The sequence below is a fragment of the Aerosticca soli genome, assembly GCF_003967035.1.
Classification (GTDB): domain Bacteria; phylum Pseudomonadota; class Gammaproteobacteria; order Xanthomonadales; family Rhodanobacteraceae; genus Aerosticca; species Aerosticca soli.
On sequence record NZ_AP018560.1, the window covers coordinates 943,572 to 964,126 of the forward strand.

At 68.1% G+C, this 20,555-nt stretch carries 21 protein-coding genes; 2 read left to right on the top strand and 19 right to left on the bottom strand.

Annotated features, from left to right (window positions below):
• Positions 1-2: 2 nt before the first annotated feature.
• The 8 genes from ALSL_RS04255 to ALSL_RS04290 form a co-directional block, all read right to left on the bottom strand.
• Entirely contained in the window at positions 3-299 is a 297-nt protein-coding gene (locus tag ALSL_RS04255; protein WP_231700291.1) for a non-heme iron oxygenase ferredoxin subunit, read from the bottom strand.
• A 61-nt stretch (positions 300-360) separates the two neighbouring features.
• Positions 361-969, bottom strand: coding sequence for a TetR/AcrR family transcriptional regulator (locus ALSL_RS04260; RefSeq protein WP_161970929.1), 609 nt, complete (start codon positions 967-969; stop codon positions 361-363).
• 84 nt (positions 970-1,053) lie between these two features.
• Positions 1,054-1,470, bottom strand: coding sequence for a PaaI family thioesterase (locus ALSL_RS04265; protein ID WP_126536757.1), 417 nt, complete (start codon positions 1,468-1,470; stop codon positions 1,054-1,056).
• The gene (locus tag ALSL_RS04270) at positions 1,467-3,056 is read right to left on the bottom strand and encodes a class I adenylate-forming enzyme family protein (RefSeq protein WP_126536759.1); all 1,590 of its coding nucleotides are present in this window, start codon (positions 3,054-3,056) and stop codon (positions 1,467-1,469) included. Before ALSL_RS04270 ends, ALSL_RS04265 begins: the two co-directional genes overlap by 4 nt.
• On the bottom strand, positions 3,043-3,438 hold the full coding sequence (locus ALSL_RS04275) for a PhlB family protein (RefSeq protein WP_126536761.1): 396 nt from the start codon (positions 3,436-3,438) through the stop codon (positions 3,043-3,045). Before ALSL_RS04275 ends, ALSL_RS04270 begins: the two co-directional genes overlap by 14 nt.
• Before the next feature lie 20 nt (positions 3,439-3,458).
• Complete coding sequence (locus ALSL_RS04280) at positions 3,459-4,553, bottom strand: thiolase family protein (RefSeq protein WP_126536763.1); 1,095 nt, start codon at positions 4,551-4,553, stop codon at positions 3,459-3,461.
• Positions 4,554-4,654: 101 nt separating this feature from the next.
• Complete coding sequence (locus ALSL_RS04285; protein ID WP_126536765.1) at positions 4,655-5,173, bottom strand: aromatic-ring-hydroxylating dioxygenase subunit beta; 519 nt, start codon at positions 5,171-5,173, stop codon at positions 4,655-4,657.
• A gap of 21 nt (positions 5,174-5,194) precedes the next feature.
• Positions 5,195-6,484 carry an aromatic ring-hydroxylating oxygenase subunit alpha gene (locus tag ALSL_RS04290; protein WP_126536767.1) on the bottom strand — a complete coding sequence of 430 codons (1,290 nt, stop codon included), beginning with the start codon at positions 6,482-6,484 and terminating at the stop codon, positions 5,195-5,197.
• Between the two features lie 189 nt (positions 6,485-6,673).
• Here ALSL_RS04290 and ALSL_RS04295 point away from each other — a divergent pair, with 189 nt between their 5' ends.
• Positions 6,674-7,660, top strand: coding sequence for an NAD(P)H-quinone oxidoreductase (locus ALSL_RS04295; RefSeq protein WP_126536769.1), 987 nt, complete (start codon positions 6,674-6,676; stop codon positions 7,658-7,660).
• 88 nt (positions 7,661-7,748) lie between these two features.
• Here the strand turns inward: ALSL_RS04295 and ALSL_RS04300 are convergent, their stop codons facing one another.
• The 10 genes from ALSL_RS04300 to ALSL_RS04345 form a co-directional block, all read right to left on the bottom strand.
• On the bottom strand, positions 7,749-9,374 hold the full coding sequence (locus ALSL_RS04300) for a class I adenylate-forming enzyme family protein (protein ID WP_126536771.1): 1,626 nt from the start codon (positions 9,372-9,374) through the stop codon (positions 7,749-7,751).
• An 18-nt stretch (positions 9,375-9,392) separates the two neighbouring features.
• Positions 9,393-11,021: a class I adenylate-forming enzyme family protein gene (locus ALSL_RS04305; RefSeq protein ID WP_126536773.1), complete on the bottom strand. Its 1,629-nt coding sequence runs from the start codon at positions 11,019-11,021 to the stop codon at positions 9,393-9,395.
• Between the two features lie 32 nt (positions 11,022-11,053).
• On the bottom strand, positions 11,054-11,644 hold the full coding sequence (locus ALSL_RS04310; protein WP_126536775.1) for a 2-hydroxychromene-2-carboxylate isomerase: 591 nt from the start codon (positions 11,642-11,644) through the stop codon (positions 11,054-11,056).
• Between the two features lie 66 nt (positions 11,645-11,710).
• A complete protein-coding gene (locus ALSL_RS04315; protein ID WP_161970930.1) occupies positions 11,711-12,607 on the bottom strand; it encodes a SphA family protein in 897 nt (298 codons plus the stop codon).
• Between the two features lie 180 nt (positions 12,608-12,787).
• On the bottom strand, positions 12,788-13,579 hold the full coding sequence (dmpH, locus tag ALSL_RS04320; RefSeq protein WP_126536779.1) for a 2-oxo-3-hexenedioate decarboxylase: 792 nt from the start codon (positions 13,577-13,579) through the stop codon (positions 12,788-12,790).
• Positions 13,576-14,634 (bottom strand): 4-hydroxy-2-oxovalerate aldolase, encoded by a 1,059-nt coding sequence (gene dmpG, locus ALSL_RS04325; protein ID WP_126536781.1) that lies wholly within the window; start codon positions 14,632-14,634, stop codon positions 13,576-13,578. Before dmpG ends, dmpH begins: the two co-directional genes overlap by 4 nt.
• A gap of 19 nt (positions 14,635-14,653) precedes the next feature.
• Positions 14,654-15,586 (bottom strand): acetaldehyde dehydrogenase (acetylating), encoded by a 933-nt coding sequence (locus ALSL_RS04330; RefSeq protein ID WP_126536783.1) that lies wholly within the window; start codon positions 15,584-15,586, stop codon positions 14,654-14,656.
• A 69-nt stretch (positions 15,587-15,655) separates the two neighbouring features.
• A complete protein-coding gene (locus tag ALSL_RS04335; RefSeq protein WP_126536785.1) occupies positions 15,656-16,492 on the bottom strand; it encodes an alpha/beta fold hydrolase in 837 nt (278 codons plus the stop codon).
• 18 nt (positions 16,493-16,510) lie between these two features.
• Positions 16,511-17,971, bottom strand: coding sequence for a 2-hydroxymuconic semialdehyde dehydrogenase (locus ALSL_RS04340; RefSeq protein ID WP_126536788.1), 1,461 nt, complete (start codon positions 17,969-17,971; stop codon positions 16,511-16,513).
• A 4-nt stretch (positions 17,972-17,975) separates the two neighbouring features.
• Positions 17,976-18,422, bottom strand: a complete 447-nt coding sequence (locus ALSL_RS04345; RefSeq protein ID WP_126536790.1) for a GlcG/HbpS family heme-binding protein — start codon at positions 18,420-18,422, stop codon at positions 17,976-17,978.
• Between the two features lie 124 nt (positions 18,423-18,546).
• Between ALSL_RS04345 and ALSL_RS04350 the strand changes: the two genes are divergently transcribed.
• Complete coding sequence (locus ALSL_RS04350; RefSeq protein ID WP_126540022.1) at positions 18,547-19,227, top strand: GntR family transcriptional regulator; 681 nt, start codon at positions 18,547-18,549, stop codon at positions 19,225-19,227.
• 56 nt (positions 19,228-19,283) lie between these two features.
• On the opposite strand, the gene ALSL_RS04355 is transcribed toward ALSL_RS04350, so the two are convergent.
• Positions 19,284-20,537, bottom strand: a complete 1,254-nt coding sequence (locus ALSL_RS04355; RefSeq protein ID WP_126536792.1) for an aromatic ring-hydroxylating dioxygenase subunit alpha — start codon at positions 20,535-20,537, stop codon at positions 19,284-19,286.
• Positions 20,538-20,555 lie beyond the last annotated feature (18 nt).

The window sequence follows — 20,555 nt, forward strand, 5'->3', positions numbered from 1 at the left end:
TCTCACTGCGGGCGGCGGATGCACACGTAGCCGTCCTGGATGACGACCGGATAGGTCTTGAGCGGCACCTGGCAGGGAAACTGCACGGCCTCGCCGCTGCGGATGTCGAAGGCGCCGCCGTGGAAGGGGCATTCGATGATGGCGCCTTCCTGGAAGCCGTCGGTGAGCATGGCGTTGCCGTGCGTGCACAGGTTGTCGGTGACGTAGAACTCGTTACCGAGCCGATAGACGGCGAGCGCCGGCAGGCCCTCGACCGAAACCGGCACGGGCTGGCCTTCGCTGACTTCGGAGGTTTTCACGAGCGGAATCAGATCGTTCATGGATATGGATATTTGCGGCAGGGAAAGTAGGCGGAGCGTTTCAGTGACCGTCGTCGGGCAGCAGCAGGGCAAGGTAGTCCTGCGCCAGTCGCTCGATGGCCGCCGGCGAGCGGTCGCTGCACCACCAGGCGGTCCAGTTCAGGCCGCCGATGCAGAAGTGATAGAACACGTCCTTGGACACCTGGAGCAGGCGCGCGCCTTCCAGCTCGTCCATCACCTGCCACCACAGCGCGCGATAGGCGTCGGCAAGCCGCTCGATCGGTTCGCGCAGCGGCCGCGGCAAGTGGTTCCATTCGCGGATCGAGACCCGGTGTGCGTGCAGCGAGTCCTCGTCCAGCAGCGCGCGCAGGTGGCCGTGCAGCAGCGCGTGAAAACGGCCGCGCGGCGTGCGGGCCTGGGCCACGCTGGCTTCGGCGATCGAGAGTCCCCAGGCCATGCTGTCGGTGATGATCGCGGCGAGAATGTGGTCCTTGGTCGGAAAGTGGTAGAACAGCGAGCCGCTCTGCATGCCCACCGCCTGCGCGATCTCGCGGATGGTCGTGCGATCGTAGCCGTGTTCGGAAAAGAGCCGTGCCGCCCTGCGCAGGATCAGGCTGCGACGCGAGCCTTCGGTGGCGACCATCGGGTCATCGGTGGAGTCTGCGCTCATGCGTTCCTGGGCGGGCAAGCGAAGAAAAATGAAAACCCAAGGTAGCAGAGCCTGTCGCGGCCGCGACGCGCGCATGCGGCGCATTCAATCCGCGGCAAGCAGCAGGCTGCCATTCGCGCTCGTCACCAGCCGATCCTGCTGGCGCAGCTCTGCCTCGGCGTAGGCGGTGCGCCGGCCCAGTCGCAGCAGCCGGCCGTGGACCTCGTAGTCCGCCGGCAGCACCGGCCGATGGTAGGTGAGGGAGAGATTGATCGAGGTGAACAGCCGCCCTTCGGGCAGCTGCGAGGCGACCGCCGCGGCCATGGCCAGGTCGCATACCGCGGCGATGAAGCCACCCTGGATCACGCCATGGCCGTTCAGAAAGCGCCGCGGTGGCATCCAGCGGGCCTCGGATCGGCCATCGGCGATGCGCAGGAAGGCCAATTCGAGCTCGTGGGTGCAGGCTGCGGTCAACACCGAGCGGATGCGCTCGGGCAGGGCGGCGAGCTCCGCGCCATTCATTCGACGGCATCCAGCGGCCACGGCACCAGGCTGGGGTCGCGCAGAAACCAGTCGCGGATCTCTTTCTTGCGCAGCTTGGCGGTCAGCGTCTTGGGCAGCGGTTCGCTGACGAACAGGATGTGCTTGGGCAATTCCGGCTTGCCGAGCCGGTTGCGGCAGAAGTCCAGCAATGCCTGCGGGCTCGGCGCGGCGCCGTCCTGTGCCTTGACCACGGCCACCACCGCTTCGCCCCATTCCGGATGCGGCACGCCGACCACCGCCACTTCCTCGACCTGCGGGTGCATCGACAGCACCGCCTCGACGCTGGAAGGAAACACGTTGACCGCGCCGGTGATGATCAGGAAATCCTTGCGGTCATGCAGGAAGATGTAGCCTTCCGCATCCATGCTGGCGATGTCGCTGCAGCGCAGCCAGCCGTCCTCGGTCAGCACCTCGCGGGTTTTTTCCGGCAGGTGCAGGTATTCCTTCATCAGGGTAGGACCGCGCAGCCACAATTCGCCGCGCTCGCCGGCGGGGAGTTCCGCGCCGTCGGCGTCGCGGATGCTGGCCTCGAAATGGGTGCCGCAGCGGCCGATCGAGGCCAGCAGGTCGGGCCGCTCCTCGAATGCCCGGCGATAGTCGCCGGGGGTCATGAAGGTGACCCAGCCGCCGGTCGCTTCGGTCAGGCCGTAGGTCTGCAGAAGCGCGCACTGCGGCCAGGTGGCGTGGATGCGCGAGATCAGCGCGGGCGAGGCCGGCGAGGAACCGAAAATGACCATGCGCACGGAGGAGAAATCGTAGGCGCCGGTGGCGTACTCCTGCATGATCCAGCGCATCGCGGTCGGCACGTGCAGGAACACGCTGACCCGGCGCCGCTCGATGTCGCGCAGGAAGCGGCGGGTCTCGAAGCCGCCTTCGGGGATCACGTGCGCCATGCCGTTGGCCAGGCCCAGCACGTTGAGACAGATCACGATCCACGAAGCCGCCGCCGGCATGTACCACACGTCGTCGGCACTGAAACCCATGCCGATCACGGTGTGCACGATCACGTGTTGCAGCGCGTCGTGACTGAGCACCACGCCCTTGGGCAGGCCGCTGGTGCCGGAGGTGTAACTGATCAGCACGGCGTCGTCTGCGGCCAGTGGCGGCGCCGCGAGGGTGCGGCCAGCGCACCGTTCGAGCAGGGTGTCGTAGTCCAGCGCAAGGCCGTGGCCGTCACCCAGGCCGATGAGGATCACGCCGTCGGCGACAAATTCCTCCAGCCACGCACGCGCGATCGCGGCCTGGCCGGCTTCGACGATCAGCACCCGGACGGTGCTGTCGTGCACCACGTGGCGAACCTCGGCCTCGGCATAGCGGCAGTTGATGCCGACGCGCACTGTGCCGAGTTTCATGCAGGCGAAGAAATGCTCGTAGATGGCGATCGATTCCTGGGCGTAGATGGCCACCGTATCGCCCTTGCCGACGCCAAGCTCGGCGAGGGCGAGCGCAAGCGCCTCCGCGCGGCGGTCCATGTCGCGCCAAGTCGCCACGCGCTCGCCGCAGTAGTAGGCCGGTTTGTCGGGAAAGTTGCGCGCGCAGCGCCGGATGAGGTCACGCGGCAGCATGGGTGTCTCCGTCCGTCAACGGCATGGCGATGACCGCGCCGTCGCGCACATCGAGCCGCACGGTATCGCCGGTGTTCGCGGCGAGTTCGAGTGGGCAACGCACCGGCAGGCGCGGACCCTCGCTCAGCTGGACCTGCGCCACCGCATATGGCGCCGGAAAGGCGGCGGCGAAGCTGCGCCGGTACACCACCCGCGCGCACAGCCGCGCGAGACCGCCGCTGCGCCGCCAGGCGATGGCGGTGCCGCCGCACGTCGGACAGCACCGCGCGCCGTAGGGCAGCGCGTGCCGGCAGGCCGTGCAGGCCGGATACAGGAGCTCGCCACGCTCCAGGGCGGCGTGGAAGGGAGCGCTCCAGTCGTCGATCGGCGGCGCATAGTGCATGGTCGATGGTCCGGTTTTTTCTAAAGAACGGCCCCGCGGGCCAGCAGTACCGCGGCGTGGTAATCCAGACGCCCGCCATTGCCGGTGACCAGCATCAGGCCCGGCTCCTCGAGCTGTCCTTCGCCGGCCTCTCCGCGCAGTTGCCGCACGGCTTCGGCGATCGGCGTCACGCCCTGCAGGTAATAACCGGACAGATGGCCGCCGCCGGTATTGCACGGCAGACGGCCGCCCGGTGCGGTATGTCCGGCCGCGACGAAGGCCGCGGCCTCGCCTGGTGCGCACAGGCCGTATTCCTCCAGCGCGAGCAGTACGGTGAAGGAAAACGCATCGTAGAACTGGCAGGCGCCGATGTCGGCCGGTTGGACGCCCGCCATCGCGCAGGCCGTGCGGCCGGCCAGGGCCGCGCCGGTCAGTCCCTGTTGCGGCTGGCCGAAGCCGGCGAAGCCGCCATGTCCCTGGCCCATGCCGTGAAGATGGACCGGCGTGGAGGCGAGATCCGCGGCGCGTTCGGCGGTGGTGACGACGAAGGCGATCGCGCCATTTATGGGGTAGGCGCAATCGAGCAGACGGAACGGCTCGACGATCCATGGCGAGGCCAGATAGCCCTCGCGCGTGAGCGGCTCGCGCAGGAAGGCCCGCGGGTTGCGCTGTGCCCATGCCCGCTGGGCGAGTGCCACCGGGGCGAAGGCGTCTGCGTCCAGCCCATGATGGTCGAGATACTCCTGTGCGGCGAGCGCATAGGCGCCGGTCGCGCCGTAGAGTCCGCAGCGTTCTTCCCAGCCGTCGATGCCGCTGACCGGCACCGGCGGGGAAAACGCCTGACCGCCACCGCCGGATGGGCGGATCGGATCATCCGCGAACACGCACACCACGTGCCGGGCGAGGCCCGCGGCCACCGCCAGGCTGGCGTACTGCAGCATCTGCACGGCGGAGGAACCCTCGCCCTCGATGCCGCTCAGAAGCCGCAGCCGTGGCCATTGCAGGTCCTGCTGCAGGCGCAGTGGCAGTGATTCGGGGTCGGCGAGCGGGCTGCGGTTGATCAGCAGGCCGTCGATGGCCGTGTGTTCGAGTCCGGCGTCGGCGACCGCGGCGATGATGGCATCGCGCGCCAGCATCCTCGCGCTGCCGATCGGCCTGCGCGAGAGGGTGCTGAAACCGATGCCGACGATGGCGGTCGCGGCCCGGCCGCTGCCCTGAACTCGTTCCGTTAGCGCCATCAGAGGATGAAGGCCAGCGTCGGCAGCGGTTCACTGGCGTGCACCAGCATGACCTTCTTCAGGAACATCTTGAGCCCACCGCTATCGCCATGGGCGCGCAACCCGTATTCCACCCGGCCAGGCCACACCTCGAGCTGGCGAGTGGACTGCGCGCGCAGTTCGTAACACACGAAATTGGCGGCCACGGCATATTCCTGCGCGCCGGCCACCTTGGGATTGGCCGAGCGCTCGATCTCGATGTTGGACAACAGCCGACGCATCGGCGAAGGCGGCGTCTGCGCGTGGCGTACGCCGGTCTTGAGCTGCGCCAGACGGGTGGCCAGGCGCTTGCGGTTGTCCGCGGTCACCGAGACGTTGCGCTGGGGATCGGCGTCGGGCGCGAGCGGGATCCAGTAGTACATGTCCTCGTCGACCAGGTTTTCCCATTCCTCGTAGCGCGATTCGTCGGCGAGGCGCGCCTCGAGATACAGGAAGGCCTCGATGCGCCGCGCTTCCTCGATGCTCACTGCTGTTTGCATGGTAGGTCCTCCGCCGGACGCTCAGCGCGTCATCACCTTGCGATAGTGGTGCCAGAAGCCGCGGTTGGTCGTCTCGTCGGTGACATGGCCGATGCGTGAACCGTCCGCCTCGACGATTTCGCGCTGCTCACCGCGGCTCAGGTCGAGCCATGCCTGTCCGGAGCGCAGCGCGATCTGCTGGCGCTCGGAAATCACTCCGTCGTCGGCGAGCAGGAAGGCCGAGGGGCCGAGCGCGCCCTCGGACTGGCGCATGATGCGGTCGTTCACCGCGTCGGAGACACCGCCGAGCAGGAGCGGCGTGTGCCATTGCACGCATTCGTTGGGTCCCCGCGGCTCGAAGATGACGATGTTCATCTCGGCCAGGAACAGGTTGGGGAAGATCACCGTGTGCGGTGGGCCGTCGTGCAGCAGCTGGTGGGCGCGTTCGTGGCCGTAGGCCTGTTCCATCGCCTGCACGTAGTCGGGGTAGCGCGAGGCGTCGGGCAGGCCGAGCCAGGCCAGCTCGCCCGGGTAGGCAGGGGCGAAATCGATCTCGGTATGGCCGTTGCCCCAGTCGATGGTGCGCGACTTGAGTTCCTGTTCGGCAGTCATCGCCGCCGCGTCGTACTGGGAGCGGATCACCCGCGCGAACGAGGCGTGCACGAAGTTGACGTGATAACCGTCGGTGTCGTTTTCCGGCAGCATCTTCCAGTTGGCCTGGAACTTGTGCTTGACCCAGCCGGCGGTGAGCTTGATCTCGCCGGTGGGCGACATCGCGATGGTGCGGTCGATGACCCGCGTGGCGTTGCCCAGGTGATCTCGCAGGCTGCCGGCATCGGGGTTGAAGCTGGCGAAGATGAAGCCGCGGTAGCTGTCCACCAGCGGCAGCACCGGCAGGCCGTACTGGTTGCGGTCGCGGGTGAAGCCATTGGGGTAGGGCACGTCCAGCAGCTTGCCGTCCAGCCCGTAGACCCAGCCGTGGTACGGGCAGGTAAAGCTGCGCGCGCTGCCGCGGTCCTCCATGCACACCAGGTTGGCGCGATGCGCGCAGCGGTTCTTGAGCACGGTCGGACGACCGTCGCGCGTGCGTACCAGCAGCACCGGCTCCTCGCCGATGGTGCGGCGGACGAACTGGCCGGGTTCGGGGATCTCCGACTCGTGGCCGACGTAGACCCAGCCGCCGTAGAAGATCTTCTGCAGCTCGTCGCGGTACACCGCTTCGCTGGTGTAGAGCGAGCCGTGGATGCGGTCTTGCTGGATCAATTCGTCATAGTTGACGGCGCCATCGGCGCGTGGCTGCGCGGCGCTGAGGCTATCGGGGATCGCGGCCATGGCGGCACCTCTTGATTGTCGTTGCGATGCACCAAGCAAGCGCTTGGTATGCGGCAAAAGTACACACCGGGTTGACCCGCGTCAAGTCGGTTTCGCCCTCCGTCGCCATGGCATTCCACCGCCACGGCATAAAGACGCCGTGCGCCGATAATGGGCGCAGAACAAGCCGACTGATGGAGGCCAAAGACCATGCGTGCCTGGATGATCGAAACCCCGGCGGGCGGCGAGCCGCAGTTGGTACTGCGCGAGGTGTCGACGCCCGAGCCCGGCCCGACCGAGCTGCGCGTGCGCGTGGCGGCGGTCGGCATCAACCGCGCCGACATCCTGCAGGTGCGCGGCCACTATCCACCGCCGCCTGGCGTCGATCCGCGCATCCCGGGCCTGGAATATGCCGGCACGGTCGAGGCGGTGGGTGAGCGCGTGCAGCTGTACCGGCCGGGCGACCGCGTCATGGGCCTGGTCGCCGGTGGCGCCTATGCCGAGGCGCTGGTGACGCCCGAGCGCGAGGCGATCGCGATACCCGCGGGCCTCGACCTCGTGCAGGCTGCGGCGGTGCCGGAAGACTTCCTCACCGCTTATCGCGCGCTGTACCTGGAAGGCGGACTGGCCCATGGTCAATGGGCCTTGATCCGGCCGGCGACCGCGGGCGTGGGGCTGGCGGCGGTGCAGCTCGTGCACGTCTTCGGCGGCCGCAGCCTGGGCAGCAGCCGCGATCGCGCCAGGCTGGAGGCGGCCGTGCGCTGCGGACTGGACGTGCCCTTGCCCGAGGACGAGGGCGCCTTGCCCGAGCGCGTGCGTCGCGTCACGGCGGGCGAGGGCGTCGCGGTGGTGCTGGACATGCTGGGCGGCGCGGCCTTCGCGGACAATCTCGCCTGCCTGCGGGTGGAAGGCACCTTGGTGGTGATCGGCCGGCTCACGCCGGGCAACGCGGAGCTGGACCTTGGGGCCGTGCTCGGTCGCCGCCTGCGCATACGCGGCATGACCATGCGCGCGCAGCCGCTGGAGGAGCGCATCCGCATCGCGCGTCTGTTCGCCGACCGGCTCACGCCGCTGTTCGAGCGCGGCCTGTTGCGGCCGCTGGTGTCGGCGGTCCATCCCTTCGACCAGGCGCCGCAGGCGCATGCCGACATGCTGGCCAACCGGCATCTGGGCAAGCTGGTGCTGGCCATGTCGTGAGTCGCCTCCGGGGCGGGCAGGCGACGCGCGCGACGTGGCGCATGCACCGAAAAACCGTGTGGACGGCCGGCATGAGGGCCTGAAGGGCTCAGTCGCGGGAGGGAAGCGACCATGGCACCGGCACGGCAGCTTCCAGGAACCAGGCGCGCACGGCCGCCTTCTGCAACTTGCCGGTCAGCGTGCGCGGCAGCGGCTCGTCGATGAAATGCACATGCTTGGGCGCTTCCACGCGGCTGATCCGGGCCTGGCAGTGCGCGATCAAGCTGGCGGCGTCGAGCTCGGCAAAGCCGGGCCGGCGCCGGACCACCGCCACCACCGCTTCGCCCCAGGTCGGATGCGGCACGCCGACCACGCACACCTCCGCCACGCCCGGGTGCTCGGCGAGCACGCCTTCCACCGCCGCGGGAAACACGTTCACGCCGCCGGAGATGATCAGGAATTTCTGCCGGTCGAGCAGGTAGAGGAAGCCATCCTCGTCCAGGCGACCGATGTCGTTGGTGCGCAGCCAGCCATCGACCAGCGTTTGCGCGGTTTCCTCGGGCAGGTTGAGGTAGCCGGCCATCTGCGCCTCGCCGCGCACCCAGATCTCGCCGGCGACGCCGGTGGGCAGCACCTGTCCGGCATCGTCGCGGATGCTGAGGTCGAAATGGGTGGCGATCTGGCCGACCGAGCCCAGCCGCTCCGGCCGCTCGGCGAGCGCATGGCGCAGGTCGCGAGGCGAGAGGAAGGCGATGCCGCCCCAGGTGGTTTCGGTGATCGCATAGCAGTGCAGCAGGTCGCAGCCGAAGGCGGTCGCGGCCGCCCGGATGAGTGCCGGCGAGATCGGTGCCGAACCGAAGCACAGCATCCGCAGCGAGGAAAGGTCGTAAGCCTGCCGACGACATTCCTCGAGCATCCATTGCAGCATCACCGGCGCCACCAGCGCCACGCTCGGGCGATGACGCTCGATGTCGCGCAGGAACTGGACGGTGTCGTAGTCGCCATCGGGGATGAGCTGGGTCATGCCGTTGCCGACCGCCAGCATGGCCAGCATCACTGCCGACCACGCGTTGCCGGTCGGCAGATAGAACAGGTCGTCCGGCCCGAAACCGAAGGCGCTCAGCGAATGCAGCAGGGTCGCCTTGATACCGCCCTGCGTGAGCACCACGCCCTTGGGCAGCCCAGTGGTGCCGGAGGTGTAGCTGTACATGGCCGGCGCATCCAGGTCGAGCGGCGGCAGTACGGGCGGAGAGTCGTGCTCCGCGAGCAGGGTCTCGTAGTCGTTCAGGTCATGGACGCCGCCGAAGGCGATCAGACGCAGCTGCGCGAGCGGCGGTTCCTCCTCCAGCCGTTCGAGCAGGGGCAGGCAACTGGCGTGGACCAGCACGTGTTCGATGCCGGCGTCGCGGATCACATGGGCCAGTTCGCGAGGGCCGTAGCGGCGGTTGAGTCCGACGCGGATGCCGCCGAGCTTGAGGCAGGCGTAGAAGTGCTCGTACACCTCGATGCATTCGGGAGCGAGAATGGCCAGCGGCTGGCCCGGCCGATGCCCCAGATGCTGCAGCGCGGCGGCCAGCCGGTCCGAGCGTTCGTGCATTTCGCCCCAGGTGCGCATCCGCGTGCCACAGAGATAGGCGGGCTTGTGCGGGAAGTTGCGTCCGCAGCGCGCGATGAGGTCGCGCGGCAGCGCGATCGCGCCGCGCCCGCGCAAGTCGTTTTCGAGGATTGCTCGCATGGGATGTCCTCCGCGGGCTCAACGCGCGGCAGTGTCCGTGACGGTGCCGGTGTTCCAGGGCAGCCGATCGTGCAGCGAACGCAGCAGCGTGCGCAGGCTGAGCTTGTCGAGTTTGCCGGTGACGCCGCGCGGCAGGTCGTCGACCACCAGCACGTGCTTGGGCATTTCGAAGCGCGACAGCTTGTGCCGCTGCGCGCGGCAGAAGGCGAGGATCTCCTCGGCATCGGCCCGCACGCCGGCATTGAGCGAGACGATCGCCACCACCGCCTCGCCCCAGTCCGGATGCGGCGCGCCGACCACCGCCACTTCGCGCACTGCCGGGTGCTCGGCCACCACTTCCTCGACTGCGGCCGGATAGACGTTGTAGCCGCCGGAAATGATCATGAAGCTCTTGCGGTCGACCACGTAGAGATAGCCTTGCTCGTCCAGCCGGCCGATGTCGCCGGTGTTGAGCCAGCCGTCCACGCCGAGCACTTCGGCGGTGCGTTCGGGCATCTTCCAGTAGCCGCGCATGACCGTCTCGCCGCGGACCCAGATTTCACCCGTCTCACCCGCCGGCAGCGGCGCGCCGAAGGGATCGCGGATGTCGACCTCCACGTGCAGTGCGGGTGGCCCGCAGGAGGTCAGCAGCGCGGGCTCGTGGTCGACCGCACGCCGGATGTCGGCGGGACCGAGATAGGAGACGATGCCCCAGGTCGCTTCGGTCAGGCCGTACACGTGGCCGAATTCGCAGCCGAAGGTATGGTAGGCGTCGCGGATCAGCGCCGGCGTGGCCGGCATCGAGCCGAAGGTCATCAGTCGCCAGGAATCCCGGCCGATGCCGGTGCGCCGCGCCTCCTCGGTCACCCGCTTGAGCTGGGTCGGCACGAACACGCCGGCGCTGATGTGGTAGCGGTCGGCCAGTTCCAGCGAGGCATGGGCGTCGAAATCGCCGCCGGGCAGCACCGTGGTCATGCCGTTGCCGAGGTTGATGGTGCCGACCAGGATCGGCACGCCCGGCATCGGGAACGGGTTGTACCAGACGTCCTCGTGGCGCAGGCCCAGTGTCAGTGGCGTGCGCACCAGCGCCTCGCGCACGCCGCCCTGCGTCCACAGCACGCCCTTGGGCATGCCGGTGGTGCCGGTGGTGTAGCTGATGGCGCAGACGTCATCGGCATCGAGCATGGGCCAGGCCGCCGGTGCAGCCGGGGAGTGCGCGATCAGGTCTTCGTAGTCGAGTTCGAGCGCATGGGTCGAACCGATGCCGATGAATTCGCGGCCCTCCGAGCGCAGGGCGTCGAGTTCGGCGTCGCCCAGCAGCGGCAGGCAGTTTTCCTGCACCAGGATGACCCGCGCTCCGCTGTCGCGGATGACGTGCAGCATCTGCGCCGGCGAGAAACGCCAGTTGATGCCGACCCGCCAGGCGCCGAGCTTGATGCAGGCGAAGAAGTGCTCGACCACCTCGACGATGTCGTGCGCCAGGATGCACACGGTGTCGCCCTTGCCGATGCCGAGTGCGGCAAGCGCCGCCGCGAGGCGGTCGCTGCGCTGGTGCATCTCTTCCCAGGTGCGGGTGCGCCCCGAGGCGCCGTCGACGTAGGCGAGCTTGCGCGGGTAGCTTTTGGCACAGTGACGCACCAGGTCGCGGGGAAGTTGAGTCGTGGGCATGGATGGCGTTCTCCGGATGTCGCCGTAAAGACTCAAAGCCGCGCCAGGCGCAGCTCGCGCAAGTGGTCGGCGACGAACTCGATACGGTCCTGGCCCCAGAACAGCTGGTCGCCGACGACGAAGGTCGGCACGCCGAAGACGCCACGTTGCTCGGCCCTGGCCCAGTGCTCTTCGAGCCGTTGCCTGCGTTCCGGATCGTCGGCGGCGGCGAGCAGGACGTCGGCATCCATGCCGGCCCGGGCGGCGATATCGCGTAGCACCTCGTCCCGGCCGATGTCGCGGCCTTCGCCCCATGCGGCGCGCATGGTCTCGATCACGTAGGCGCGCAGGCAGCCGGCTTCCTCGGCGTACAGCGATGCCGCGCCGGCGCGGGTGGGGTCGGTTTCCGGCGGCGGCGGATTGAATGGGATGCCCAGGCGGCGGGCGAAGCGGCCGACATCCTGGCGCGCCAGCGGCACCTTTTTCTTCGCCCGCTCAGGCGGTGAGCGGCCATGCCAGCCGCCCAGCGGACGCCATGCCAGGCGCGCGTGATAGGCGTCCAGCAGGCCGAACATCGTCTTGGAGGCGAGATAGCAGTAGGGGCTGCGGAAATTGAAGAAGATCTCGAGTTCGACGGCTTGCATCAACGAAGGCCCTTGACGGAAGAAAGGACACTGCCGTCGCCGGTCCGGCGGCAGTGCCGCGGGAGGCTAGAACGGAATGGTGAGTGTCACCCTGCCGGTGTTGCCCTTCGGGTGATGCTGGGCGTCGTATTCGTGGTACAGCGCGACGTCGAACAGCATCCCCAGCGAATGCGAATGGAAGCTCCACTGACCGCCGACCGCATGCACCGAATCCTTCGGCGTCGGCACACCGTGCGGAGCGTCGTCCCGTTCCACTTGCCAGCTGTCATAGCCAACCAGACCGATGTTGGTCGAGGGACTGATCTGGTAGCTGATACCCCACTCGGCTACCCAGTTGTCTCCCGGAGTGACGTCGGTATGGCGGATCTTGGAAGCGAGCGTCTCGTAACGGTTGAGGATGGACAGTGCCCAGCGCCGGTCGCTGTCCGGATACCAGGTGCCGCCCAGGGTGAACATGGCGTTGGAATAGCCTTGCCCGGTGGAGGCGGGATCCTCGCGGTGGTAATCGCCGACGTCGGTCCAGTAGCCGATGCAGAACACGGTGTCGTACTGCTTGCCGTGCCAGGCCAGGATCACCGGGTTGAGGTAAAGATCGCCCATGCCGGTCTTGCTGGTGTGCATGGGTCCCACTTCGATGTGCTTGTGCTCGTAGGGCCACAGCGCGTCCATGCCGAAATCGGCGCCGAGGAACTTTTTGTCGCTGATCCAGATGATGCGTGGCACGAACGCATCCACGTCGGCCGAGGTGTGGCCGGGAATGGCGCCGTTGCCGCTGGGCGTGTCGACGCGGATGTCGTCGGAACGGTAGGCGACGCCGTAAAGACGCAGATAAAGCCCGGCCGGCGGCACGGATGCGGCCTTGATGCCCTCCACGCCAGGCACGTAGTGAGCGGAAGCATCGGCAAGCGCAGTGGTCGGCGCGGCCGCGGCGGCGAGCAGGCTGCCCGCCATCCAGTGTTTCATCGAGCGATGCATGGTTTTCCCCTCTTGCTGGTGGTTTGAGGTCTTGCCAGCGAGCTCCCGTCTTCTTGTGTCACTTTCCCTGTGCAACTGTCTGGCCAGCGGTCCCCTGTACGGTTTTGCGTCCTCCTTCTGTATGGGTGCGGTCGTTGGTGGCCCGGCTAGGCCGGGCCGGCTGGCCAATTAGACAAAGCGCAGTCCGATCGTGCCCATGCCGTGCACATGCAGGGTGACGTTGTCGCCGGCGGCGACCGCGATGGCGGCGGTGATCGCCCCGGAGAGAATCACGCTCCCGGCCGGAATTTCTTCGTCGCGCTCGGCGAGCAGGTTGGCCAGCAGTGCCACGCTGGCCGCCGGGTGGTTGAGCACGGCTGCGCCGACGCCCATCTCGGCCACTTCGCCGTTCTTTTCCAGCACCACGCCCACCGTGCGCAGGTCGAGCGTGCGCGGATCGGCGATCGCGCCGCCGGCGACGAAACGCGAGGACGAGGAGTTGTCGGCCACCACGCTCGGCAGGTCGAAGCGGAAGTTCTCGTAGCGGCTGTCGATGATCTCCAGTGCCGGCATCACGAAGGCGGTGGCCGCCAGCACCTGGCCGACGTGGCAGCCCGGGCCACGCAGCGGTGCCGAGGTCATGAAGGCGATTTCCGCCTCCACCTTGGGATGAATCAGGCGACGGGTGTCGACGGCGCTGCCCTCGGACACCTGGAAATCATCGGCGAGAAAGCCGTAGGTGGGCGAGGACACGCCCATCTGGCGCATCTTGGCCTGCGAGGTGAGCCCCATCTTGAGGCCGACGATGCGGTGGCCGCGCGCCTCCTTGCGCCGACGGATGGCCCACTGGATGGCATAGGCATCGTCCAGGTCGAGCGCCGGGTAGCGGTCGGTGATCTTGGTCACCTCGCGCGCTTCCATCTCGGCCGTCTCCAGGTGCTCGGCGAGCGCATCGATGGTGGCTGCGTCCAGCGTGCTCATGCGCGCTCTCCGCCGGCGACGCGCAGCGGCCGCGGCGCCCTTGCCTTGGCCAGATCCATGGCGGTGTCCTCGATCATGTCCTCCTGGCCGCCGACCATGCCGCGCCGGCCGAGCTCGACCAGGATCTCGCGCGCCGGCACGCCGTACTTCTGCTCGGCGCGCTTGGCGAACAGCAGGAAGGAGCTGTACACGCCGGCATAGCCCAAGGTCAGCGAATCGCGGTCGATGCGGATGGGGTGGTCCATCAGCGGCACCACCAGGTCCTCGGCCACGTCCATCAGCTTGAACACGTCCACGCCGGTGTGCGCACCCATGCGGCCCAGCACCGCGGCGAACACCTCCAGCGGCGTGTTGCCGGCGCCCGCGCCGAGCCCCGCCGCCGAGCCGTCGATGCGGTTGGCCCCGGCCTCCACCGCGACCAGCGAGTTGGCCACGCCGAGCGCGAGGTTGTGGTGACCGTGGAAGCCGAGCTCGGTCTCGGGCTTGAGCTCGGCGCGCAGCAGGCCGATCCGCACGCGCACGTCGTCGGGCAGCATGTAGCCGGCCGAATCGGTGGCATAGATGCAGTTGGCGCCGTAGGACTCCATCAGCCGGGCCTGCTCGAGCAGCTTCTCGGGCGAGGCCATGTGCGCCATCATCAGGAAGCCGACGGTGTCCAGACCCAGCTTGCGCGCCAGACCGATGTGCTGCTCGGCCACGTCCGCCTCGGTGCAGTGCGTGGCCACGCGGATGGTACCAACGCCACAGTCGCGCGCCATGCGCAGGTCGTCCACGGTGCCGATGCCCGGCAGCAGCAGCGCGGAGATGCGCGCCTGCTTCATCTTCGGCACCACCGCCTTGAGATATTCCTCGTCGCTGTGCGCCGGGAAGCCGTAGTTGACCGAGGCACCGCCCAGGCCGTCGCCGTGGGTGACCTCGATCAGCGGCACGCCGGCCGCGTCCAGCGCGCTGGCCACCGCGACCATGTCGTCGAGGCTGATGCGGTGCCGCTTGGCGTGCATGCCGTCGCGCAGGCACATGTCGTGCAGCGTGACCTTCTTGCCGCGTAGATCCATGGGGAAGTCTCCGGATGATTCAGGCCGTCTCGGCGACGGCAGGCGTGGACGGACGGGGCACGAACGCGCCCTTGAGGATCTCCTCGGCGAACATTTCCGCGGTGCGCAGCGCGGCGGCGGTCATGATGTCGAGGTTGCCGGCGTACTTGGGCAGGTAGTCGCCCAGGCCCTCGACCTCGAGGAAGATCGATACCCGCTTGCCGTCGAACACCGGGCCGTTCTTGAGCCGGTAGCCCGGCACGTAGCGCTGCACCTCGGCCAGCATGCGCTGCACCGACTCGGTGATAGCGGCCTGGTCGGGCTCGTCCGCGGTCAGACAATGCACGGTGTCGCGCATGATCAAGGGCGGCTCGGCCGGATTCAGGATGATGATCGCCTTGCCCTTGCGCGCGCCGCCCACCTCGGCCACCGCGCGCGCGGTGGTGCGGGTGAACTCGTCGATGTTCTTGCGCGTGCCCGGACCGGCCGAGCGCGAGGCCACGGTGGCGATGATCTCGGCGTAGTCCACGGGCTGCACGCGGCTCACCGCGGCCACCATGGGAATGGTCGCCTGCCCGCCGCAGGTGACCATGTTGACGTTCATCTCGTGCTTGCCGATGTGGTCCTTGAGGTTCACCGGCGGCACGCAGAACGGGCCGATCGCCGCCGGCGTGAGGTCGATCATCAGCACGCCGCGCTCCTGCAGCTTGCGGGCGTTCTCCGCATGCACGTAGGCGGAGGTGGCGTCGAAGGCGATCTGCACGCCATCCTCGGCCAAATGCGGCAGCAGGCCGTCCACGCCCTCGGCGGTGGTCTTGAGCCCGGCCGCACGGGCACGGGCCAGCCCCTCGGAAGTCGGGTCGATGCCGACCATCCACACCGGCTCGATCAGCGGCGAACGCAGCGCCTTGGCCATCAGGTCGGTGCCGATGTTGCCCGAACCGATCAGTGCCGCACGGATTTTCTGGGTCATGGGAAAGCCTTGAGTCTTTTTTGGAAAATGCCGCCTAGTGGAACGGCACGGGCTGTCGCTCGAATCCGGTCAGCTTTGACCGGCCTCGACAAAGAAGTCGGTGACTAGACGGTTGAAACGCGCCGTCTGCTCGATCTGCGTCCAGTGACCGCAGTGCCCGAATACGTGCAGCTGCGAGGGGCCGATCAGCGCATGCAGGCGATAGCTGCTTTCCAGCGGGATCACCTGGTCCTCGCGGCCGTGGATGATCAGGGTTTCCTTGTCGAGCTTGCGCAGCGCATCTTCGGGTGTGGCCAGGGCGTCGACCGAGCGCTGGCGCGGCGCCGGAAACATCGCCGCATAGGCTTCCTGTACGCCGGGGCGGGTGCTGGCGCGATAACGCAGTTCAGCCAGCTCGTCGTTCACCAGCGCGCGGTTGTAGGCGAAGATGTCGAGCAGCTTGCGCATATTCGCCACCGAGGGCGTGTAGCCCCACACCGCGTCCAGTCCCGGCGTGATCGGGAAGGACAGCCCGGCGCTGCCCATCAGCACCAACCGGCCGACCCGCTCGGGATGACGGGTGGCCAATGCCAGCGCGAGCGCGCCGCCGAAGGAATTGCCGACGATGTGTGCACGTTCCACGCCGAGCGCGTCGAGCACCGCCAGCGCATGGCGGCACCAGGTATCCAGGCCGTAGTGGATGCCGGCGGGGCGTTCGGTGTAGCCGAAGCCGACCATGTCCGGCGCGATTACCCGGAAGCGCTCGGCCAGCACCGGCAGCACCGGGCGCCAGTTGGCCCAAGCGCTGACGCCCGGGCCCGAGCCATGGATCAGCAGCACCGCGGGACCCTGGCCGCGATCGTGCACGTTGGTTTCGAAATCGCCGGTGCGCAGGCGCTTGCCGAGTTCTGGGTTGTTCTCGCTCATCGCGGTTCCTTGGAGGTTTTAGAGTTTGATGCAGACGTTGGAGAGCTCGGTGTAGAACTCCAGGCTGTGCACGCCGCCCTCGCGGCCGATGCCAGAGCGCTTCATGCCGCCGAAGGGCGTGCGCAGATCGCGCAGGAACCAGCTGTTGACCCAGACGATGCCGGCTTCCAGTCGTTGCGCGACGCGATGGGCGCGTTCCAGGTCGCGCGTCCACAGCGCGGCGGCGAGGCCGTAGTCGGTATCGTTGGCGAGCGCGATCGCTTCTTCCTCGCGGTCGAAAGGACGCACGTGGCAGCAGGGACCGAAGATTTCCTCGCGTACCACCCGCGCATCGTCGGCAAGGCCGGTCCAGATGGTCGGCTGGATCCAGAAACCGCCAGCCAGCGCGGCGGGCATGTCCGGTACGCCGCCGCCGGTGATCACGCGGGCGCCTTCCTGTTCGGCCAGACGGTAGTAGGAGAGCACCTTGTCGCGATGGGTCTTGCTGATCAGCGGTCCCAGCGTGGTGCTGGCCTCGTGGCTGGGACCGGGGCGCAACGCCTCGGCACCGGCCTTGAGTCGGGCGACGAAGGCTTCGAACAGCGGCCGTTCGACATAGATGCGCTCGGTGCCCAGACACACCTGGCCGCAGTTGGCGAAGGCCGAGCGCAGGGTGCCCTCGATCGCCTTGTCGAGATCGGCGTCGGCGAACACGATCGCCGGATTCTTGCCCCCCAATTCGAAGGAGACGTCGCGCAGCCCGCCCGCAGCCGCCTTCATGATCGCGGTGCCGGTGGTGGTCTCCCCGGTGAAGGTGATGGCATCGACGCGCTCGTCGCGGGTCAGGTATTCGCCGGCCGAGTCCGGGCCGAAACCGTGCACCACGTTGTACACGCCGCGGGGGATGCCGGCGGCATTCATCACTTCACCGAGCAGGGCCGCGGTTTGCGGGGTCTCCTCGGACGGCTTGACCACCACGGTGTTGCCACAGGCGAGCGCGGGGCCGACCTTCCAGGTCATCAGCAGCAGCGGCAGGTTCCAGGGCGAGATCACCCCGATCACGCCCTTGGGCCGGCGCACCGCATAGTTCAGCGCGCCGGCGCCGTCGGGGGTGTCGGTACGGAAGCATTCGGTCGGCACGTTCTTCACCGCATCGGCAAAGATGCGGAAATTGGCCGCCCCGCGCGGAATGTCGATGTGGCTGGCCAGGCTGCGCGGCTTGCCGGTGTCCTCGCATTCGGCGGCGAGGAACGCCTCGAAACGCGCCTCGATGCCATCGGCCACCTTGTGCAGCAGTGCGCAGCGCCGTTCCAGCGAAAGGCTTCCCCATTCGCCCTTGAGCGCGGCGCGGGCCGCGGCGGTGGCGCGGGCGATTTCCGCCGCACCGCCCTCGTGCACGCGGGCAATGACCGTGCCGGTGGTTGGGTCGATGTCGTCGAACTGCCGGCCGCTGGCCGAGCCGACGTATTCGCCGTCGATAAAGTGGCGGATCTCTTTCATGAGGTCATCCTGGGGACGGGTGAGGGGTTTCGAAGCCAATCGCGGCCAACCCGGCGCTTGCGCACAGCACGTCCTGCGCCTCGCTGCCGCCGGAGACGCCGATGCCACCCAGGCATTGTCCGTCGCGCAGCAGCGGCAGGCCGCCGCCCAGCATCACCAGGCGCGGACGCAGCATCAGCCCGGCGCGCAGGTGTTCATCGCCGCCGAGCAGCGCAGCCCAGGCACCGGTGGCGATGCCGAAACTCGCCGCGGTATAGGCCTTGTCCTCGGCGATCGTGATGCTGTGCAGCGGCGCCGCCGGCATGCGCAGGAAGGCGATCAGGTTGCCCCCGGCATCACACATCGCCGCATTGACACGCACACCCAGACTTTCGGCGTGTCCGATGGCCGCCTCGATCGCCTTGAACGCGGTCCGCCAATGCAGCATGGGGGGTGCGGGCACGATAGACATGCGTTCACTTTATCGACAAAAGATAAAAAAGTCGATGAGTTTCGCCATAATCGTGGCCGGACAGGAGGCGGGCTGCTAGAGTCGCCGCGCAAGGGGATTCCTGGAGCCACGACACGTGCTGCCAATGCCGCCGGAAAACGTCACCACGCTGTCCGACCAGGCGTATGGCCGGCTCAAGCAGGACATCATCCTGGGACTCTGGCAGCCCGGCAGCCGGCTCGGGGTGCGCCAGCTTTCCGATCATTACCGCATCGGCGCGAGCCCGATCCGCGAGGCGCTGGCGCGGCTGGTCGGCGAGGGACTGGTGCTGGCGATCGGGCAGCGCGGCTTTCGCGTGCCGCCGATCGACCTTGCCGACCTGTGGGATGTCACCCGGACCCGCGTGCTGATCGAAACCGAGGCCCTGCGCCAGAGCATCGAGCACGGCGGCGACGCCTGGGAGGCGCAGCTGGTGGCGGCCTATCACCAGCTGGAGAAGCTGGAAAGCGCGCCGGCAGAGGATTTCACCGAGTGGGAGTGGCGCAATCAGCGCTTCCACGAGGCGCTGGTCGCCGCCTGTCCCTCGCGCTGGCTGCAGCGCCTGCGCGCGACGCTGTACGACCAGCACCGCCGCTATCGTTTCCTGAGCACCCGCTACGCACCCAGCCGCGACATCCATGCCGAGCATCGCGCTCTGCGCGAGGCGGCCCTGGCCGGCGACGTCGGCACGGCTGCGGACATCCTGCGCGTGCACATCGAGCGCACCGCGCACAGCGTGGAGCACGCGCTGGCGCGCCGGCAGGATGCCGACCACGCCTCGGCCTGAATGCCTCCCCGACCGCGTCGGCGCGGCGGTGGCCGGCACGCGGCGGATGCGCCCGTTCATGCCGGCTCCGGCAGCTCGAAGCCGACGAGGTCGCGGTAGTACTCCCAGAACCCGATGATCGGCGCCTCGGTAACCAGGTGCGCGCTTTCCTCCGCATGGCCACCGCCCATGGCGATGTAGGACACGGCATCCCCCGAGCGGTTGACGCCGCGCTGGACGATCTCCACCGCTTCGGCGTCCTCCATCGAAATGGTACCGGCCGGGCCGATCAGGTTGGACTGCTTGAGCCGGATGCGCTGCATCGTCTCGTCGTCGTCCGCATAGCCGAATTCGGTCCAGACGAGCTCGAACTGGTCCGGGCCGTAGGTGACGATCTGGCGTACCGCGAGCGTGTTGGAGATCTGCTGGATCAGCACGTTCGGGAATACCGCGAGGATCACCAGCGTGATGTCGTCCGGAAACTCCCGGCACGACTCCAGCAGCGAAGGGTCCTGCAGCGCGAAACGCGAGTTCATCGTGCGTATGCCCTGGTAGACGGCGCCGTCGCGCTCGGCGTCGTTGCTCGCCGAGCTGGCCCACAGCATCGAATGCCGGCGATGCGCGTCCATCCGCACGCCGCCTTGCTGCGAGGAGCGGTACAGGCCGAAGGTGGCATGGAACAGATGCAGCAGACTGCCGTGGTAGGGATCGCGGATGTTCTCCGCATAGGCCTTCCAGTTGCCGTGCATGAACTGGCGCAGGTCGCCCAGCACGCGCACCGGCCGGTTGAAGATGCGCAGCAGGCTCTCGACCACCATCGGCCCCAGGTACTCGCGCAGCGGCGGCACGCTGGGCGAGAAGCTGGCGAAGATGGTGCCGCCCAAGGTTTCCACGCGCAGCCGCTCCAGACCGTGCGCGCGCGGGTCGAAGTCCGCCGGCATGCCGCCCTGGCCGCGGATGCCGCGCCGGAACGGCACCCCGAGCAGCCTTCCCTTGAGGTCGTAGGACCATTGGTGGTAGACGCATTCGAGGGTGGCGCGATTGCCGCGCAGCTCGCGGCAGACCAGCGCGCCGCGATGGGCGCAGCGGTTCACCACCACGTTGATGCCGCCCTCTTCGTCGCGCATCACGATCACCGGTGTGTCGCCGATGGCCGTGGTCTTGTAGTCGCCCGGGTTGGGCAGCTCGGCCTCGAGGCCGACGAAGTTCCAATGCTCGCCGCGGAAGATGAGCGCCTGCTCGCGGTCGTAGAAGGCGCGTTCGGTGAAGACGCGGTAGGGGACGTGGCAGCCGGTTTCGGATGCGATGTCGGGACGGGTCTTTGCGTGCATGGGAATCTCCTCGTGGCT

What these genes read in the sequence shown, in the direction of transcription:
- ALSL_RS04355 (WP_126536792.1), bottom strand. Translation starts at nt 20,537, where the DNA reads ATGCACGCAAAGACCCGTCCCGACATCGCATCCGAAACCGGCTGCCAC.
- ALSL_RS04290 (WP_126536767.1), bottom strand. Translation starts at nt 6,484, where the DNA reads ATGGCCGCGATCCCCGATAGCCTCAGCGCCGCGCAGCCACGCGCCGAT.
- ALSL_RS04270 (WP_126536759.1), bottom strand. Translation starts at nt 3,056, where the DNA reads ATGCTGCCGCGTGACCTCATCCGGCGCTGCGCGCGCAACTTTCCCGAC.
- ALSL_RS04345 (WP_126536790.1), bottom strand. Translation starts at nt 18,422, where the DNA reads ATGTCTATCGTGCCCGCACCCCCCATGCTGCATTGGCGGACCGCGTTC.
- ALSL_RS04260 (WP_161970929.1), bottom strand. Translation starts at nt 969, where the DNA reads ATGAGCGCAGACTCCACCGATGACCCGATGGTCGCCACCGAAGGCTCG.
- ALSL_RS04330 (WP_126536783.1), bottom strand. Translation starts at nt 15,586, where the DNA reads ATGACCCAGAAAATCCGTGCGGCACTGATCGGTTCGGGCAACATCGGC.
- ALSL_RS04280 (WP_126536763.1), bottom strand. Translation starts at nt 4,553, where the DNA reads ATGCTGGCGCGCGATGCCATCATCGCCGCGGTCGCCGACGCCGGACTC.
- ALSL_RS04315 (WP_161970930.1), bottom strand. Translation starts at nt 12,607, where the DNA reads ATGAAACACTGGATGGCGGGCAGCCTGCTCGCCGCCGCGGCCGCGCCG.
- ALSL_RS04300 (WP_126536771.1), bottom strand. Translation starts at nt 9,374, where the DNA reads ATGCGAGCAATCCTCGAAAACGACTTGCGCGGGCGCGGCGCGATCGCG.
- ALSL_RS04335 (WP_126536785.1), bottom strand. Translation starts at nt 16,492, where the DNA reads ATGAGCGAGAACAACCCAGAACTCGGCAAGCGCCTGCGCACCGGCGAT.
- ALSL_RS04265 (WP_126536757.1), bottom strand. Translation starts at nt 1,470, where the DNA reads ATGAATGGCGCGGAGCTCGCCGCCCTGCCCGAGCGCATCCGCTCGGTG.
- ALSL_RS04295 (WP_126536769.1), top strand. Translation starts at nt 6,674, where the DNA reads ATGCGTGCCTGGATGATCGAAACCCCGGCGGGCGGCGAGCCGCAGTTG.
- dmpG (WP_126536781.1), bottom strand. Translation starts at nt 14,634, where the DNA reads ATGGATCTACGCGGCAAGAAGGTCACGCTGCACGACATGTGCCTGCGC.
- dmpH (WP_126536779.1), bottom strand. Translation starts at nt 13,579, where the DNA reads ATGAGCACGCTGGACGCAGCCACCATCGATGCGCTCGCCGAGCACCTG.
- ALSL_RS04275 (WP_126536761.1), bottom strand. Translation starts at nt 3,438, where the DNA reads ATGCACTATGCGCCGCCGATCGACGACTGGAGCGCTCCCTTCCACGCC.
- ALSL_RS04340 (WP_126536788.1), bottom strand. Translation starts at nt 17,971, where the DNA reads ATGAAAGAGATCCGCCACTTTATCGACGGCGAATACGTCGGCTCGGCC.
- ALSL_RS04305 (WP_126536773.1), bottom strand. Translation starts at nt 11,021, where the DNA reads ATGCCCACGACTCAACTTCCCCGCGACCTGGTGCGTCACTGTGCCAAA.
- ALSL_RS04285 (WP_126536765.1), bottom strand. Translation starts at nt 5,173, where the DNA reads ATGCAAACAGCAGTGAGCATCGAGGAAGCGCGGCGCATCGAGGCCTTC.
- ALSL_RS04310 (WP_126536775.1), bottom strand. Translation starts at nt 11,644, where the DNA reads ATGCAAGCCGTCGAACTCGAGATCTTCTTCAATTTCCGCAGCCCCTAC.
- ALSL_RS04350 (WP_126540022.1), top strand. Translation starts at nt 18,547, where the DNA reads ATGCCGCCGGAAAACGTCACCACGCTGTCCGACCAGGCGTATGGCCGG.